The following is a 14250-nucleotide window of genomic DNA, read 5'->3' as shown; positions in this document are numbered from 1 at the left end:
GCGGACAAAGATTGACCAGAAGTGCAGGAAATGGCGATGGATTGGCGGGCGGAAATCGAAGCGGCGGCGGGGCGGATCGAGGGCCATGTGCGGCGCACCCCGGTGATGGAGATCACGCTGGGCGGCCATGCCGTCGAGATCAAGCTGGAGCATCTGCAGCACACCGCGTCGTTCAAGGCGCGCGGGGCGTTCAACTCGTTGATCAAGGGGCCGGTGCCGAAGGGCGGGGTCGTCGCGGCCTCGGGCGGGAACCATGGCGCGGCGGTGGGCTATGCGGCGGCGAGCCTCGGCATCCCGGCGCAGATCTTCGTCCCCGAGATGGCGGGGCCGTCGAAGATCGCGCTGATCGAGCGGACGGGTGCGGGGCTGACCGTGGTGCCGGGGCAATATGCCGATGCACTGGCCGCCGCGCTGGCCTATGAGAAAGAGACCGGCGCGATGCAAGTCCATGCCTATGACGCGGTGAACACGCTGGCGGGGCAGGGGACCTTGGCGCGGGAATGGGACGCGCAGGGGCTCACGGCCGACACGGTGCTGATTGCCGTCGGCGGCGGGGGCCTCATCGGCGGGGCGCTCGCCTGGTGGCAGGGTGCGCGCAAGGTCGTGGCGGTCGAGCCCGAGACCTCGTGTTCGCTGCATGCTGCGTTGAAGGCGGGCGGGCCGGTGGATGTCGAGGTCTCGGGCGTCGCGGCAAACGCGCTGGGAGCACGGCGGCACGGGCAGCTCAGCTACGAGTTGGCGCAGTCGCAGGGCATCCCCTCGATGCTGGTCAGCGATGACGCGATCACCGAGGCGCAGAAGCTTCTGTGGCGCGAGGGCCGCCAGCTGGTCGAACCCGCCGGCGCGACGGCCCTCGCGGCGCTGTTGTCGGGTGCCTACCGGCCCGAGCCGGGCGAGCGGGTCGCGGTGCTGCTGTGCGGGGCGAACCCCGCACCAGAGCCCATTTGACTTACAGGTAGCGCCCGCCGCGTTGCAGGACCTCGATCTGATAGCCATCGGGGTCGGCCACGAAGAAGAAGCGGGCGATCACCTCGCCGGCGGGCGCGAAATCCACCAGCTTGCGCGGCGACAGGCCCTCGGCCTCGAACCGCGCATGCTCGGCGGTGACATCCTCGACCGAGACTGCCAGATGGCCATAGCCGTCGCCCAGATCATAGGGCTCGGTCCGGCCCTTGTTGATCGTCAGTTCCAGCTCGAAGCCGGTCTCGGGGTTCGACAGGTAGACCAGCGTGAAGCTGTCGAAATCCAGCCGGTCCGCGACTTTCAGCCCGAAAGCCTTGTCGTAGAAGGCGAGCGAGCGCGCCTCGTCCAGCACGCGGATCATGGAATGGATCATCTTGGCCATGGGAAACTCCTGTGGTGTCGCCCCCGCGATCTAGCCTGTCGCGCGGGGGATGCAAACGACTACGGAAAGCGCCGCATTGTCCAGACGCCCCGCGCCCGTTATAGGGCAGGATAACGCTGGAAAACCGGAGAGAGCCCCATGTCGAACGCCGCACTCGAAGCCGCCATCGAAGCCGCCTGGGAGGCCCGCGACGGGATCACCCCGGCTACCACGGGCGAAACCCGTGACGCGATCGAGAACACGCTCAACGCACTCGACTCGGGCTCGCTGCGCGTGGCCGAGCGTCAGGCCGACGGCAGCTGGCATGTCAACCAATGGGCGAAGAAGGCGGTTCTGCTGGGCTTCCGCCTGAAGGACATGGAAGAGCAGTCGGGCGGCCCGCAGGGCGGCGGCTGGTGGGACAAGGTCGACAGCAAGTTCAAGGGCTGGGACGCCGCGCAGTGGAAGACCGCGGGCTTCCGCGCCGTGCCGAATTGCGTCGTGCGCAAATCGGCCTTCATCGCGCCGGGCGTGGTGCTGATGCCGTCCTTTGTGAACCTCGGCGCCTATGTGGACAGCGGCACCATGGTCGACACCTGGGCCACCGTCGGCAGCTGCGCGCAGATCGGCAAGAACGTGCACCTCTCGGGCGGCGTCGGTATCGGCGGCGTGCTGGAGCCGATGCAGGCCGGCCCGACCATCATCGAGGACAATTGCTTCATCGGCGCGCGCTCGGAAGTCGTCGAGGGCGTGATCGTCCGCGAGGGCTCGGTGCTGGGCATGGGCGTGTTCATCGGCCAATCGACCAAGATCGTCGACCGCGAGACCGGCGAAGTCATGTATGGCGAAGTGCCGGCGGGTTCGGTGGTCGTGGCGGGCTCCTTGCCGTCGAAGAACGGCGTGAACCTCTATTGCGCGGTGATCGTGAAGCGCGTTGACGCGAAGACCCGCTCGAAGACTTCGATCAACGAGCTGCTGCGCGACTGATCTCGCGACAGACCTAAGAAAACAGGGCGCCGGGCGGAACCAGATCCGTCCGGCGTTGTTATTTCCCCAAGCGCCGGGACGCTATTCACTCTGACCCGGCATCACACATCCTTGGGGGTATCTTCCATGACCGGACTAGGTTGGATTGCAGCCATCATCGTCGGCGGCCTTGCGGGCTGGCTGGCTGAACAGTTCATGAAATCGAACATGGGCATCTTGATGAACATCATTCTGGGTATCGTCGGCGCGCTGGTGCTGAACTGGATCCTGGTGGCCCTGGTCGGTGCGACGCTGGGTGGCTGGATCGGTCAGCTGATCGTCGGCTTCATCGGTGCCTGCATCCTGATCGCCGTCGCGCGCATGTTCCGCCGCACGGCCTAAGCTGAACGACGTCGCCTCCCGGCCCCGTGCCGGAGAGTGACAGCAAAGAGCCGGGTGCCTGTCGCGCCCGGCTCTTTCGTTTTGAGCCCGCGATTGTGCCATTCTGACCGACCCGGAGCCCCGCCATGTTCGCCGAGCTGCCGCTGGCCGTCCTTCTGCTGATCTTCGCGGCTGCCGGTGCCGTGGTTGTCCTCGTGTCGATCCGCGCGACCCATATGGCCGATCTGATCGCCGACCGTACCCGTATGGGCGAGGCCATGGCCGGGGCGGTGATCCTCGGCGGTGCGACCTCGCTGTCGGGGATCGTCGTGTCGGTGACCGGGGCGGCGGGGGGCGATGCGTCCTTTGCGGTGTCGAACGCAGTGGGGGGCATCGCGGCGCAGACGGTGTTTCTGGCCGTCGCCGACCTGCTCTACAAACGCGCGAACCTTGAGCACGCGGCGGCAGAGCCTGCGAACCTGTTTCAGGCTGTGCTGCTGATGATCCTGCTGTCCCTACCCGTGGCGGCGATGGCAGGGCCGGACCTCACCCTCTGGGCGGTGCATCCGGTCTCGGTGGTGATGTTTTTCGCCTATATCGCCGGATTGCGTCTGTCCGCGGCGGTGGGTGAGCAGCCGATGTGGCGCCCCGTCGAGACGCCCGAGACCCGCCATGACGAGCCCGAGCCCGAGAATGACCCGGACGCCCCCGTCACCCGCCCCGCGCTGATCTTCGCCGGGCTGGTGGTGGTGATGGGCCTGTGCGGCTGGGTCATCAGTCAGGTGGGCGGGGCTTTCATCACGCGCTTCGGCCTGTCGTCCAGCATGGTCGGTTCGCTGATGACGGCGGTTGTCACCTCGCTGCCCGAGCTGGTGACGACCCTCGTCGCGGTCCGCAAGGGCGCCTTGCAGCTGGCGGTCGGCGGCATCATCGGCGGCAACACCTTCGACACACTGTTCCTCGTCTTCTCGGACGTCGCGTATCGGGAGGGCTCGCTTTATCAGGCGATCGGGCCCACGGACCTGTATTGGCTGGCCACCGGCATGCTGATGACGGCGATCCTGCTCGGTGGGTTGATCCTGCGCCAGCGAGAGGGGCCGGCGCGGATCGGGATCGAGAGCGTGCTCTTGATGGCCGTCTATGCGTCGGCCGTCGGGGTCGAGCTGTTCGCCGCTTAGTCCTTCTTCGAGGGATTCTCGCCCACCGGGCCACCCGACTTCTTCCAGCCGCCGAAGCCATCGGTGATGTGCATCACGTTCTCCAGCCCCATTTCCTGCGCGACACGCGCCGACAGCGCCGAGCGCCAGCCCGAGGCACAATAGAACACGAACTTGTTGCCCGACTGGAATTGCAGCTTGGCGTAGGGGCTTTCGGGGTCGATCCAGAACTCCAGCATGCCGCGCGGGCAATGGAAGGCGCCGGGAATCATCCCCTCGCGCTCCAGCTCGCGCGGGTCGCGCAGATCGACAAAGGTCACGCCCTCCTGCCCGTGTAGGGCAAACAAATCGGCGGCGGGGGCGTGTTCGACCAGCGTATTCGCTTCGGTCACCATGTCCTTGACGCGTTTCATGAAACTCCTCCTGTGCTTGCGGGCAGGCAATCACGTCCCGCGTCGGCATTCAACATTTCGTAACGATTTTGCCGCTGATCATGATTCCGCTGCCAGATTGGCAGTCGTTTTTTCCGTTGTGTTAACCAGTTCCGGTGTCGCCATGATGTCCACCTTGCCCGTGCGTATGCTGCTCTCTCCCGTCCTTTTGCCCCAAGGCGTTTCGCTGCGTCGGCGCGCTACCGCCCTGCCCGAACCGGTCGGCCCGCGCGAGGGGGTGACCGGAACGGGGCCTGACCTGCGGCTCTTGATCGTCGGCGGGTCTTCGGCGGCGGGAGTAGGGGTCGGCACGCAGGACGATGCGCTGACCGGCAAGCTGGTGGCGGATCTGGCGCGCGATTTCACGGTCTTCTGGCGGCTTGAGGCGCGGGCCGGGGCGACCACCGGGCAGACCTTGGCACGGCTATTGTCCGTTGATCTGGGGCAGATCGATGTGGCGGTGGTCTCGGTCGGGGTGAATGATGTGCAGCGGCATGTCTCGGCCATGCATTATCGCCGCCAGCAACGGGCCCTCTCGCAGCTGTTGCTGGGGCATGGGGCCAAGCAGATTTGGCGTTGCGCCGTTCCGCCGATGGAGCATTTCCTCGTCCCCTGGCCCCTGCGCGGGGTGATGGCGGCCCGAGCCCGGCGTCTGGACGAGGTGTTGATCCGCGACAGCCACCCGCCCCTGTACCGCCTGCCGTTTCACTCCACGCAGTTGCACCCCTCGCAACTGGCGCCCAGCGGGGTGCATCCCGGCGCGGGCCTGTATGCCGATTGGGCCCGCCGCCTCGCCGCCGAAATCCGCGCCCGCGCGTGAATTCGCCCGGCCCGGATTGCCGAGCGTTGTCAGCGCACTACCCTCGGCTCTCTGGCACGGAGAGGGCGGATGAGGTTCCTGGCAATTCTGGCGGCGCTCGGCGTGCCGGCGATCGGCGTGACGCTGTTCCTTTGGGGGCAGCCGCTGATCTGTACTTGTGGCGAGGTGAAGCTCTGGGTCAACTCCGTCTTCGACGAGGGCAATTCCCAGCACATCGCCGATTGGTACACGCTGTCGCATATCGTCCACGGCCTGCTGATCGCGCTGATTGGCCGGGCGCTGGGCCTGCGGGCGACGACGTTGTTCGCGCTGGCCATCGTCACCGGCGTCGCCTGGGAGATCATCGAGCATACCGATTGGGTACTGGAGAAATTCCGCGCGACGACGATCAATCAGGGCTATGTCGGCGACAGCGTGCTGAACGCGGTCTGCGACTACCTGTTCATGCTGGCCGGCTTCGTCGTGGCCCTGCGGGTCCGCAAGCGCTGGATCGTGGCGGCCATCTTGGCCTTGGAGGTTGTCGCCACCGTCGTGGCACGCGACAGCTTGACGCTGACGACCCTGATGCTGGTCTGGCCTGTCGAAGCGATCGACGATTGGCAGCAAGAGCTCAACCCGCATCGCGACGAGGCGCTTTCGGAACCGGCCACGACAGGCTAAGAGGCGGGAGCATTGGACACGGCGGCACGCCGGGCGAGGGATCATGGCCGAGAAACAGAAACGCGCGCAGAAGGTCTACACCCTGCTGGTCGAGGTGGGGCGTAAGGATGGCGACGGCCTGCCCAAGGGTAGCACCGGGGCGGGTCTACTGTGCTATGCTTCGGGCGTGGACGAGGCCGAGGCCGTGCGCGAGACGGTCGCGATCCTGAAGCAGGCCGACATGGCGCCGCTGGACGTCACCGGCTACGGCACGCTGGAAGAGCGGCTGGAGCAGGGCGACGAGATCGATCCGGCCGAGCGGAAGCTGATGCAGCGGGCGCTGGACGAGAACGCGGTGATCGTCGCGCAGATGACGCCGTTCGACGACTGATCGGCGCTTACGCCGTCGGTCGCAGCGCCGCGAAATCCAAGGTGACGGTGACCCGGTTCTCCGCGATCTGATGGTCGAGGCCGATGTCCATCGCCCGGGTCAGCGCCTCGACAATCGACAGCCCCAACCCCTGACCTGTCGAGGCGCCGCCGGTGGCAAAGCGCCCCTTCGGGAGGCTGACGGGGCCTTGGACAGGATTCGTCAGGCTCAACTGGCCGCTTGGGGTCAGGCGCAGCACCATCGTGCCATCCCCATGATCGCGCGCGTTTTCCATCAGGTTGCGCAGCAGGATGGCCAGCGCATCGGCGTCGGCGGCGACCTGGAAAGCCTCCAGATCCCCATCGTCGAAACGCAGGGCGGCTGGGCTTTCCGGGCGCATCTCGTCGATCAGCAGGTGCAGGATGCGGACCAGATCCGACGGCCCGCGCCCGATGCCCACGCCCGCCTCCAGCCGCGAGAGTTGCAGCAACCGTTCCACCCGCCGTGTCAGCGCGTCGATGCCGGTGATCGCGGCTTGAGCATCCGGGTCGGGCGACAGATCCAGCCTCGCCCGGATCGCGGCGAGGGGCGTGCGCAGCTCATGCGCGGCATTGGCGACGAAGTCCCGTTCCGACCGGCGAAGGTCGTCGATGCGCGACAGATAGGCGGTGACCGACAGCGCCAGCGGCCGCAGCTCGTCCGGCAGGCCTTCGGGTTCGACGGGCGACAGATCGTCGGGCCTGCGTGCGGCGACGGCCCCGGCCAGCCGTGTCACCGGGGCGGTGGCCTGCGCCGTCACTCGCCGCAGACCCCAAAGCAGTAGCAGACCCAGCGGCACGATCAGCACCAGAAGGGCCGAGGCCGCCTCGATCATCTCCTCGCGCCGCCAAGCCTTGCTATGCGCGATCTCGATCACCGCACCATCGGCCTCACGCCGCAGGATCCGCCAGCCGGCAGCATCGGAAAACCCGCTGCGCTGAAGCGCGGGCCAAGGCGCTGCCGGGGCAGGGGCCTCGGCCGGGAAAACACGCAGCAGGCGCTCGCCATCCGCGGTGCCGACGCCCCAGCTGCGGGCAATCGGCGTGTCGGTGCCGGCATCGAGCGACAGGATCGTGGCCTCGACCAGCGCCTGCAGCTCTTCGTCGAACATCTCGTTCAGCTCATGGTTCAGCGCCACGATCGACAGCCCGATCGTGGCCAGCCAGCCAAAGGCAACGAGCCCCAGCGCCCGCATCGTCAGGCGACGCCCCAAGGACCAACGTCGGGCGCTCATGGCAGGACGTATCCCAGACCGCGCCGGGTCTCGATCACGCTGGCGCCCAGCTTCTGGCGCAGGCGTGAGACATAGACCTCGACCGCATTGCCCTCGATGGCGGCGTCGAAGGCATAGAGCGATTCCTCCAGCGCAGGCTTGCCCAAGACCCGGCCCCGCGCGCCCAGCAGCGCGTCGAACAAGGCCCATTCACGCGCGGTCAGGCGGATCTCGTCGCCGTCGCGCCAGACCTTGGCCGCACCACGGTCGACCTCAATCTCGCCCAGCTGAAGGCGGGTTTCGGGGGCGTTCTGGCCGCGGCGGGCCTGCGCCCGGACCCGGGCCAGCAATTCGCGCAGGTCGAAGGGCTTCACGACGTAATCGTCGGCCCCGGCGTCGAGGCCCGCGATCCGGTCGCTGATCTGATCGCGCGCGGTGGCGATGATGACCGGCGTGCGGTCCCCGGCCCGGCGCCGCGTGCGCAGGACCTCCAGCCCCGAGCCATCCGGCAGACCAAGGTCCAGCACCACGCAGGCATACTCCGCGACGGCCATCGCCGCCTCGGCCGTGGCGGCGTCGGGGGCGTGATCGACGGCATGCCCCTCGGCCCTCAGGGCGCGCAGGACGCTGTCAGCCAGATCGGCGGTATCTTCCACAAGAAGCAGGCGCATGGGCTGTGTCTATCGCCGCGCCGCCGGTCGGGCGAGGAAAATCGTGGGCGGATGCGGGATCGTAAGCCAAGCGCAAGGTTGGCGGTCGAAAGGCGGGGGGACACCTGATCTGGACGGACCCGATGACCGAGACCCTGCCCCCCGAACCCCGCTTCCCGCGCCCGACGATCGGCCATGTGGCCCTGAACCTGCTGGTCACCCTCTATGTCATGGGCGTGCTGAACACCGGCGTCTGGAGCCGCTTGATGCTTCAGTTCCCGGACCGGCCGGTCAACGTGGCGCTGTTCGGTCTGGCCTTCTCGGCCCTGACTTTCCTGACGCTGGAGCTTTTGGGCCCCTGGCGGCTGCAAAAGCCGGTGGCCGCGGCGCTGATCGTGATTGCCGCCTCGGCCGCGTATTTCGAGCGCGCCTTCGGAACGCTCGTCGACCGTGAGTTGGTGCGCTCGGTGTTCGAAACCACGCCGACCGAGGCGCAGCACCTCGTCACCCTTGGCGCCGTGGGGTGGATCGGCCTGACCGGCGTGGTGCCGGTGGCGCTGGTGTTCTGGCCGCGCGTGTCGCGGGTGGGGATCTGGCACCAGCTGTGGCGTTGGCCGTTGGCAGTGATGCTGTCGCTGGTCGTCGTGCTGTTCGGCCTGTTCGCGGATTACGCCGCCGCATCCTCGACCCTGCGCGAGCATCAGGACATTGCCGGCGCCTATCAGCCCGGCGCGACCCTCGCGGCGCTGGTGCGCTACGGCAAGGAGCAGCTCAACAGCGGCGAGCGCGTGCTGCAGCCGGTGGGTGAGGATGCCGCGCCCGGCCCGCTGCTGGAGACGGCGCCCGCGCCGGTGCTGATGGTGTTGTTCGTCGGCGAAACGCTCCGGGCACAGAACTTCGGCCTCGACGGCTATGCCCGCGACACGACCCCCGGTCTGGCCGAACGCGCGGTCATCAACTTGCCCGATGCGCATTCCTGCGGCACCGCGACCGCCGTGTCGCTGCCCTGCATGTTCTCGCCGCTGACGCAGGCGGATTACAGCCGCGAGGCCTTCTTGGGCCGGGAGAACCTGCTCGACGTCCTGGCCCGCGCCGGTTTCGACGTGCGCTGGGTGGACAACAACACCGGCGACCAGCACATCGCCGCCCGTCTTGGCTGGGAGCGTGTGGACGAGGCGCTGGACCCCGCAGCCTGTGCCGTCGAGTGCACGGACGAGGTCTTCCTGCCGCTGATCGAACAGACCGCCGCGACGATCACCCGCAACACCGTTCTGGTGCTGCACATGATCGGCAACCACGGCCCGGCCTATTACCTGCGCTACCCCGAGGAGCGCGCGCAGTTCACGCCGGATTGCCAGACCGCGCAATTCGCGGATTGCTCGGCCGAGGAGATCGTCAACGCCTATGACAACGCGGTGCTGGAGACGGACCATGTCCTGTCGCGCGCCATCGACATCCTGCAGGCCTCGGACCGCGTGACCCCGGCGATGGTCTTCCTGTCCGACCATGGCGAGTCGCTGGGCGAGGGGGGACTCTACCTCCACGCGGCCCCGATGTTCATGGCACCTGAGGAGCAGACCCATGTGCCGATGCTGATGTGGCTGGGCGCCCGTTTCCGCACGGCGATGCGCCTTGACGAGGGCTGTCTGCGCGACGTGGCGCAGGAACGGGCCAGCCATGATATGCTGTTCTCCAGCATGCTGGGCCTGCTCGACGTCCAGACCGAGGTTCGCGATCCCGCGCTGGACCTGACCGCCACCTGCCGCCGCGAGGACCAAGCGTGATGACCCTCTCCGATCCGACCCGCAAGCCGACCGTCACTCCTCCGCGCGGCGGGCTGCTGCACGCCCTCGACGCGACGCGCTATTCCCTCGCCGGGTTCCGCCGGCTGTTGCAGGAAACCGCCGCCCGGCTGGAGCTGCTGGCCGCCGTGGTCGTCGCCGTTGCCTATCTGTGGGCCGGCGCCGCGGTCTGGCATTGGCTGGTCACCGGCTTCCTGTTGGCTTTGGTCCTGGCGGTTGAGGCGCTGAACACCGCGATCGAGGTTCTCTGCGACCGGATTTCGCCGGAATGGTCGCAGATGGCGAAGGACGCCAAGGACCTCGGCTCATTGGCGGTGGGGCTGCTGCTGCTGGTCACGGGCGGCTTCGTCGCCGCGGTGCTGACAGGCTTGATCTGATTTCGTGTTGGGAAAGGGGAACGCGCCGCTTCGAAAGGAGCGGCGCGTTTCGCGTTGCTGGCGTCCAAACAGCAAAAAACCCTGCCGGGGCAGGGTTTCGACCGATCCTTCAAAGGACGGATGGTGCTGCAAGAGAGGATTGAACTCTCGACCTCTCCCTTACCAAGGGAGTGCTCTGCCACTGAGCTACTGCAGCGTCTCCGTGGGCGGCTGAATAGACGCTCCGCGCAGCGGGCGCAAGCCCCGTCTGGACATTATTTCACCCTGCGCTAAGACAAAGTGCATGACCACACATCAGCCCGAAAAGAACCCCGCCGCTGACGGCTTCGACGGCGCCCGCCGCGTGAAATCGGTGAAGGCGACCAAGGGGGACGAGGCCAAGGAAGCGCGTGTGAAAGCCGCGCTCAAAGCCAATATAGCCAAGCGCAAGGCTCAGGCCCGCCTGCGTGGCGACGATGAGGAAGACCAATGACCGACGCCCGATTCGAGGATGGTGCCGAAGCGCCGCTGCGCCTGCTGGCCCGTGATGCCGAGGATCTTCGCGTCCTCTCGGCGCTGGTACAGGATGCCGTTTTGACAGGGGCAGATCTGTCTTATTCGAAGTCGCGCCGCCGATTCTCGCTTCTTCTCAACCGCTTCCGCTGGGAAGACGAATCACGCGCCCGTGCCTCGGGCCGGCGATTCGAGCGGGTGCGCTCGGTTCTCGATTTCTCGGACGTCACGGCGGTGGGGCATCAGGGGTTGTCGCGCGACAAGGACACCGTGCTGTCGTTGCTGTCCGTGGACTATGCCGCGGATGCCGCGCCCGAGGACGGTGCGCCTGCCGGACCCGGTCGTGTCGTGTTGACCTTCGCGGGGGATGGCGCCCTGCAGCTGACGGTCGAATGCCTCGAGGTCGAACTCAGCGACGTGACGCGCCCCTATGCCGCGCCGTCGCACCACGCGCCCACGCATTCAGACTGATCCATCCGCTGCTGCGCCCACCGGCGACCCGCTGTGCAAGGACCTGCGCTGACGGGTCCGCTTGCCCTGCGCGGTGCGATCCCCTATCGACGGCGCAAAGCCCAAGCGGAGATCGCCATGACCCAGTTTCTGAACACGCAGGATGCCGGTTTCGAGGGCGATTTCACCCATCTGCTGGGCATGAAACGCGAGGACAGCCCGGACGTCGACGCCGTCGTCGCGGGGATCATCGAGGATGTCCGCAAGCGCGGCGATGCGGCGGTGATCGAGCTGACGGCGAAATTCGACCGGCTGGAGCTGACGCCCGACACGCTGGCCTTCTCGGACGCAGAGATCGAGGCTTATTGCGCCCAAGTCACGCCTGAAGATCGCGCCGCGCTGGAGCTCGCCGCCGAGCGCATCCGCGCCTATCACGAGCGCCAGAAGCCCGAGGATGCCCGCTGGACGGACGCCACCGGCGCCTCGCTGGGCTGGCGCTGGTCGGCCGTGTCGGCCGCCGGTCTCTACGTGCCGGGCGGGCAGGCGAGCTATCCGTCCTCCGTCTTGATGAACGCCATCCCCGCCAAGGTCGCCGGGGTCGAGCGGCTGGTCGTCGTCTGCCCGACGCCGGGCGGTGCGGTGAACCCGCTCGTCGTGCTGGCGGCGAAGCTCTCGGGCGTCGATGTGATCTACCGGGTCGGCGGCGCGCAGGCCGTGGCGGCGCTGGCCTATGGCACCGAAACCATCGCCCCCGTCGACAAGATCACCGGGCCGGGCAATGCCTTCGTCGCCGCCGCCAAGCGCCGGGTCTTCGGCCGCGTCGGCATCGACATGATCGCGGGGCCGTCGGAAATCCTCGTGATCGGAGACGGCACCGGCGACCCCGACTGGATCGCGCTCGATCTGCTGTCCCAAGCCGAACACGATCAAGTCGCGCAATCCATTCTCATCACCACCTCGCAGGCCGAGGCGGATGCCGTCTGCGCCGCCGTGGACCGTCACCTTGAGGTGCTGGAACGGCGCGAGATCGCCGGGGCGAGCTGGCGCGATTACGGGGCGGTGATCGTGGTGGACAGCCTGTCGCAGGCCGCCGCCCTGTCGAACCGCGTCGCGCCCGAGCACCTTGAACTCTGCGTCGAGGACCCGGAAGCCCTGCTGCCAGAGATCCGTCACGCGGGGGCGATCTTCCTCGGCCATTGGACGCCCGAGGCGATCGGCGATTATGTCGGCGGGCCGAACCATGTGCTGCCGACCGCCCGCTCGGCGCGGTTCTCGTCCGGCCTGTCGGTCCTCGATTTCATGAAGCGCACGACGCTGGCGAAGATGACGCCCGAGGCCCTTCGCGCCATCGGCCCGGCCGCCGAGACGCTGGCCACCAGCGAGAGCCTGCAGGCGCATGGCCTCAGCGTGCGCGCGCGGCTCGACAAGCTGAACGACTAAATCGGTTCAGCCCTTCGCCAGATCCTCAAGGTAAATCCGCACCGCTTCCTGCACATGCCGGAAGCGGTCGCCCCCCAGATGCTTGCCGCCGAACCAGCGGGTGACCACGATCACGTGGTTCTTCAGCCCCTCGCGCTCCAGCATCCGCAGGATGACCATCCCCGCCCCGGATTCGCCGTCGTCGTTCTTGATCGGCGCCTCGTCGGTCAGCAGGGCCCAGGTGTTATGCGTGGCCTTGGCGAATTTCTTCTGGCGGCAGAGGGTCTTGATGAAGGCCTTCGCCTCGTCCTCGGAGGCACAAGGCGCACCCGAGACCGCGTATTTCGAGCCCCGGTCGCTGATGATGTTGTCGAGAATGCGCATCCCGCAGGCTTAGGGCCGGTTGCAGGCAGGGGCAAGAAGGCGATCAGCCGGCGACCGACTGATACCACTCGCGGATCAAGGCGCGCTCGTCTTCTTCCATCCAGCTGACATTGGCGGGCGGCATCGCATGCGAGCGCCCGGCTTGCAGATAGATCAGCCGTGCGGCGCGGGCGACCTCGGCCGGGGTTTCCAGCCGCAGACCACGCGGGGCCCAGTTGATGCCGGGATAGCCGGGGAATTCGGCGTGGCACATGGAGCAGCGCCCGGCGACGATGGAATGCGCGTCCTCGAACAGCGGGGCCTCGGCGAAGACCGCGACCGAGGCGGGCAGGGAGGCCACATCCTCTTCCTCGCGCATCGCGGGGGCAATCGACAGCCACATGATGAGGATGAAGATCACCGCGGTGACGGCCCAGGTCCAGGTCGGATTGCCGGTGCGGGCGTGGTTCGAGTTGAAGTAGTGCCGGATCGTCACGCCCATCAGGAACACGAGGCTGGCGATGATCCAGGTGTATTCCGTGGCGAAGGCCAGCGGGTAGTGGTTCGACAGCATCAGGAAGATGACCGGCAGGGTCAGGTAGTTGTTATGCGTCGAGCGTTGCTTGGCGATCTTGCCGTATTTCGCCTCGGGCTTGCGGCCAGCTTTCAGGTCGGCGACCACGATGCGCTGGTTCGGCATGATAATCATGAAGACGTTCGCGGTCATGATCGTCGCGGTCCAGGCCCCGAGATGGATCATCGCCGCCCGGCCCGAGAAGACCGACGTGTAGAAATAGCTCATGCCGACCAGCACGACGAAGAGGGCGATCATCACCAGCGTCTGGTTCGAATTGACGAAGCGCTTGCAGATCTGGTCATAGACCAGCCAGCCGAAGGCCAGCGAGGCCATGGAGATCAGGATCGCCTGCCACGGCGCGAGATCCAGCACCGCCGGGTCGATCAGGTAGAATTCCGAACCGAGGTAATAGACCACGACCATCAGGGTGAAGCCCGACAGCCAGGTCATGTAGCTTTCCCATTTGAACCAGGTCAGATGCTCGGGCATGCGCTCGGGTGCGACGAGGTACTTCTGGATATGGTAGAAGCCGCCGCCATGGACCTGCCATTCCTCGCCATCCGCCGGGCCTTCGATGTTGCGGTTCAGGCCAAGGTCCAGCGCGATGAAATAGAAGCTGGAGCCGATCCAGGCCACGGCGGTCACGACATGCAGCCAGCGGATGGCGAATTCCAGCCAGGCGCCGATGATGGCAAGTTCCAGAAGTCCGCTGTCCATCGCGCTATCCCCGTTGTTTTCCCGAAGGCTATCGCCCCTCAGGTCTTTCTGTTAGTCCATCAA

18 protein-coding genes and 1 tRNA gene are annotated in these 14250 nt (G+C 66.9%); 12 read left to right on the top strand and 7 right to left on the bottom strand.

The window, feature by feature from the left end; genetic code table 11:
* The first annotated feature begins 36 nt into the window (after positions 1-36).
* Positions 37-948: a threonine/serine dehydratase gene (locus BCY78_RS14380; RefSeq protein WP_068303134.1), complete on the top strand. Its 912-nt coding sequence runs from the start codon at positions 37-39 to the stop codon at positions 946-948.
* Between the two features lies 1 nt (position 949).
* Here BCY78_RS14380 and BCY78_RS14375 read toward each other — a convergent pair whose 3' ends face one another.
* A complete protein-coding gene (locus BCY78_RS14375; RefSeq protein WP_068303131.1) occupies positions 950-1345 on the bottom strand; it encodes a VOC family protein in 396 nt (131 codons plus the stop codon).
* 138 nt (positions 1346-1483) lie between these two features.
* Between BCY78_RS14375 and dapD the strand changes: the two genes are divergently transcribed.
* The 3 genes from dapD to BCY78_RS14360 all read left to right on the top strand — a co-directional run bounded on the left by dapD (position 1484) and on the right by BCY78_RS14360 (position 3849).
* A complete protein-coding gene (gene dapD, locus BCY78_RS14370) occupies positions 1484-2311 on the top strand; it encodes a 2,3,4,5-tetrahydropyridine-2,6-dicarboxylate N-succinyltransferase (protein WP_068303128.1) in 828 nt (275 codons plus the stop codon).
* 126 nt (positions 2312-2437) lie between these two features.
* Positions 2438-2692 carry a GlsB/YeaQ/YmgE family stress response membrane protein gene (locus BCY78_RS14365; protein WP_068303126.1) on the top strand — a complete coding sequence of 85 codons (255 nt, stop codon included), beginning with the start codon at positions 2438-2440 and terminating at the stop codon, positions 2690-2692.
* Positions 2693-2817: 125 nt separating this feature from the next.
* Positions 2818-3849, top strand: a complete 1032-nt coding sequence (locus BCY78_RS14360; RefSeq protein WP_068303123.1) for a sodium:calcium antiporter — start codon at positions 2818-2820, stop codon at positions 3847-3849.
* Here BCY78_RS14360 and BCY78_RS14355 read toward each other — a convergent pair.
* Positions 3846-4241, bottom strand: coding sequence for a rhodanese-like domain-containing protein (locus BCY78_RS14355; RefSeq protein ID WP_068303120.1), 396 nt, complete (start codon positions 4239-4241; stop codon positions 3846-3848). The two genes, BCY78_RS14360 and BCY78_RS14355, sit on opposite strands and share 4 nt — an antisense overlap.
* A 145-nt stretch (positions 4242-4386) precedes the next feature.
* Between BCY78_RS14355 and BCY78_RS14350 the strand changes: the two genes are divergently transcribed.
* From BCY78_RS14350 to BCY78_RS14340, 3 genes are all read left to right on the top strand, one after another.
* Positions 4387-5079: an SGNH/GDSL hydrolase family protein gene (locus BCY78_RS14350; RefSeq protein ID WP_068303273.1), complete on the top strand. Its 693-nt coding sequence runs from the start codon at positions 4387-4389 to the stop codon at positions 5077-5079.
* Between the two features lie 69 nt (positions 5080-5148).
* Positions 5149-5739, top strand: coding sequence for a DUF2585 family protein (locus BCY78_RS14345; RefSeq protein WP_068303115.1), 591 nt, complete (start codon positions 5149-5151; stop codon positions 5737-5739).
* A gap of 43 nt (positions 5740-5782) precedes the next feature.
* On the top strand, positions 5783-6109 hold the full coding sequence (locus BCY78_RS14340; RefSeq protein ID WP_068303112.1) for a hypothetical protein: 327 nt from the start codon (positions 5783-5785) through the stop codon (positions 6107-6109).
* A gap of 7 nt (positions 6110-6116) precedes the next feature.
* On the opposite strand, the gene BCY78_RS14335 is transcribed toward BCY78_RS14340, so the two are convergent.
* Both BCY78_RS14335 and BCY78_RS14330 read right to left on the bottom strand, forming a co-directional pair.
* Complete coding sequence (locus tag BCY78_RS14335; RefSeq protein WP_139103175.1) at positions 6117-7361, bottom strand: histidine kinase dimerization/phospho-acceptor domain-containing protein; 1245 nt, start codon at positions 7359-7361, stop codon at positions 6117-6119.
* Complete coding sequence (locus BCY78_RS14330) at positions 7358-8011, bottom strand: response regulator transcription factor (protein WP_068303107.1); 654 nt, start codon at positions 8009-8011, stop codon at positions 7358-7360. Before BCY78_RS14330 ends, BCY78_RS14335 begins: the two co-directional genes overlap by 4 nt.
* Before the next feature lie 122 nt (positions 8012-8133).
* Here BCY78_RS14330 and BCY78_RS14325 point away from each other — a divergent pair, with 122 nt between their 5' ends.
* Positions 8134-9774, top strand: a complete 1641-nt coding sequence (locus BCY78_RS14325) for a phosphoethanolamine transferase (protein ID WP_068303104.1) — start codon at positions 8134-8136, stop codon at positions 9772-9774.
* Positions 9774-10169, top strand: a complete 396-nt coding sequence (locus BCY78_RS14320; RefSeq protein ID WP_068303102.1) for a diacylglycerol kinase — start codon at positions 9774-9776, stop codon at positions 10167-10169. The genes BCY78_RS14325 and BCY78_RS14320 overlap by 1 nt, the downstream gene beginning before the upstream one ends.
* Positions 10170-10290: 121 nt before the next feature.
* On the opposite strand, the gene BCY78_RS14315 is transcribed toward BCY78_RS14320, so the two are convergent.
* Positions 10291-10365, bottom strand: a tRNA-Thr gene (locus tag BCY78_RS14315).
* A gap of 87 nt (positions 10366-10452) precedes the next feature.
* On the opposite strand from BCY78_RS14315, the gene BCY78_RS14310 reads away from it, so the two are divergent.
* From BCY78_RS14310 to hisD, 3 genes are all read left to right on the top strand, one after another.
* Positions 10453-10641 (top strand): hypothetical protein, encoded by a 189-nt coding sequence (locus BCY78_RS14310; protein WP_068303099.1) that lies wholly within the window; start codon positions 10453-10455, stop codon positions 10639-10641.
* Positions 10638-11132: a DUF2948 family protein gene (locus BCY78_RS14305; protein WP_068303096.1), complete on the top strand. Its 495-nt coding sequence runs from the start codon at positions 10638-10640 to the stop codon at positions 11130-11132. Before BCY78_RS14310 ends, BCY78_RS14305 begins: the two co-directional genes overlap by 4 nt.
* A gap of 117 nt (positions 11133-11249) precedes the next feature.
* Positions 11250-12551 carry a histidinol dehydrogenase gene (gene hisD / locus BCY78_RS14300; RefSeq protein ID WP_068303094.1) on the top strand — a complete coding sequence of 434 codons (1302 nt, stop codon included), beginning with the start codon at positions 11250-11252 and terminating at the stop codon, positions 12549-12551.
* A 6-nt stretch (positions 12552-12557) separates the two neighbouring features.
* On the opposite strand, the gene BCY78_RS14295 is transcribed toward hisD, so the two are convergent.
* Positions 12558-12914, bottom strand: coding sequence for a YigZ family protein (locus tag BCY78_RS14295; protein ID WP_068303090.1), 357 nt, complete (start codon positions 12912-12914; stop codon positions 12558-12560).
* A 43-nt stretch (positions 12915-12957) separates the two neighbouring features.
* The gene (locus BCY78_RS14290) at positions 12958-14187 is read right to left on the bottom strand and encodes a urate hydroxylase PuuD (protein WP_068303087.1); all 1230 of its coding nucleotides are present in this window, start codon (positions 14185-14187) and stop codon (positions 12958-12960) included.
* Positions 14188-14250 lie beyond the last annotated feature (63 nt).

This window comes from Pararhodobacter sp. CCB-MM2 (assembly GCF_001691415.1).
Lineage (GTDB): Bacteria > Pseudomonadota > Alphaproteobacteria > Rhodobacterales > Rhodobacteraceae > Pararhodobacter.
This window is presented reverse-complemented; position numbering and strand designations above follow the sequence as displayed.

What these genes read in the sequence shown, in the direction of transcription:
- BCY78_RS14355 (WP_068303120.1), bottom strand. Translation starts at nt 4,241, where the DNA reads ATGAAACGCGTCAAGGACATGGTGACCGAAGCGAATACGCTGGTCGAA.
- BCY78_RS14360 (WP_068303123.1), top strand. Translation starts at nt 2,818, where the DNA reads ATGTTCGCCGAGCTGCCGCTGGCCGTCCTTCTGCTGATCTTCGCGGCT.
- BCY78_RS14290 (WP_068303087.1), bottom strand. Translation starts at nt 14,187, where the DNA reads ATGGACAGCGGACTTCTGGAACTTGCCATCATCGGCGCCTGGCTGGAA.
- BCY78_RS14340 (WP_068303112.1), top strand. Translation starts at nt 5,783, where the DNA reads ATGGCCGAGAAACAGAAACGCGCGCAGAAGGTCTACACCCTGCTGGTC.
- BCY78_RS14350 (WP_068303273.1), top strand. Translation starts at nt 4,387, where the DNA reads ATGTCCACCTTGCCCGTGCGTATGCTGCTCTCTCCCGTCCTTTTGCCC.
- BCY78_RS14330 (WP_068303107.1), bottom strand. Translation starts at nt 8,011, where the DNA reads ATGCGCCTGCTTCTTGTGGAAGATACCGCCGATCTGGCTGACAGCGTC.
- BCY78_RS14380 (WP_068303134.1), top strand. Translation starts at nt 37, where the DNA reads ATGGATTGGCGGGCGGAAATCGAAGCGGCGGCGGGGCGGATCGAGGGC.
- BCY78_RS14325 (WP_068303104.1), top strand. Translation starts at nt 8,134, where the DNA reads ATGACCGAGACCCTGCCCCCCGAACCCCGCTTCCCGCGCCCGACGATC.
- BCY78_RS14295 (WP_068303090.1), bottom strand. Translation starts at nt 12,914, where the DNA reads ATGCGCATTCTCGACAACATCATCAGCGACCGGGGCTCGAAATACGCG.
- BCY78_RS14335 (WP_139103175.1), bottom strand. Translation starts at nt 7,361, where the DNA reads ATGAGCGCCCGACGTTGGTCCTTGGGGCGTCGCCTGACGATGCGGGCG.
- dapD (WP_068303128.1), top strand. Translation starts at nt 1,484, where the DNA reads ATGTCGAACGCCGCACTCGAAGCCGCCATCGAAGCCGCCTGGGAGGCC.
- BCY78_RS14365 (WP_068303126.1), top strand. Translation starts at nt 2,438, where the DNA reads ATGACCGGACTAGGTTGGATTGCAGCCATCATCGTCGGCGGCCTTGCG.
- BCY78_RS14375 (WP_068303131.1), bottom strand. Translation starts at nt 1,345, where the DNA reads ATGGCCAAGATGATCCATTCCATGATCCGCGTGCTGGACGAGGCGCGC.
- BCY78_RS14310 (WP_068303099.1), top strand. Translation starts at nt 10,453, where the DNA reads ATGACCACACATCAGCCCGAAAAGAACCCCGCCGCTGACGGCTTCGAC.
- BCY78_RS14320 (WP_068303102.1), top strand. Translation starts at nt 9,774, where the DNA reads ATGACCCTCTCCGATCCGACCCGCAAGCCGACCGTCACTCCTCCGCGC.
- hisD (WP_068303094.1), top strand. Translation starts at nt 11,250, where the DNA reads ATGACCCAGTTTCTGAACACGCAGGATGCCGGTTTCGAGGGCGATTTC.
- BCY78_RS14345 (WP_068303115.1), top strand. Translation starts at nt 5,149, where the DNA reads ATGAGGTTCCTGGCAATTCTGGCGGCGCTCGGCGTGCCGGCGATCGGC.
- BCY78_RS14305 (WP_068303096.1), top strand. Translation starts at nt 10,638, where the DNA reads ATGACCGACGCCCGATTCGAGGATGGTGCCGAAGCGCCGCTGCGCCTG.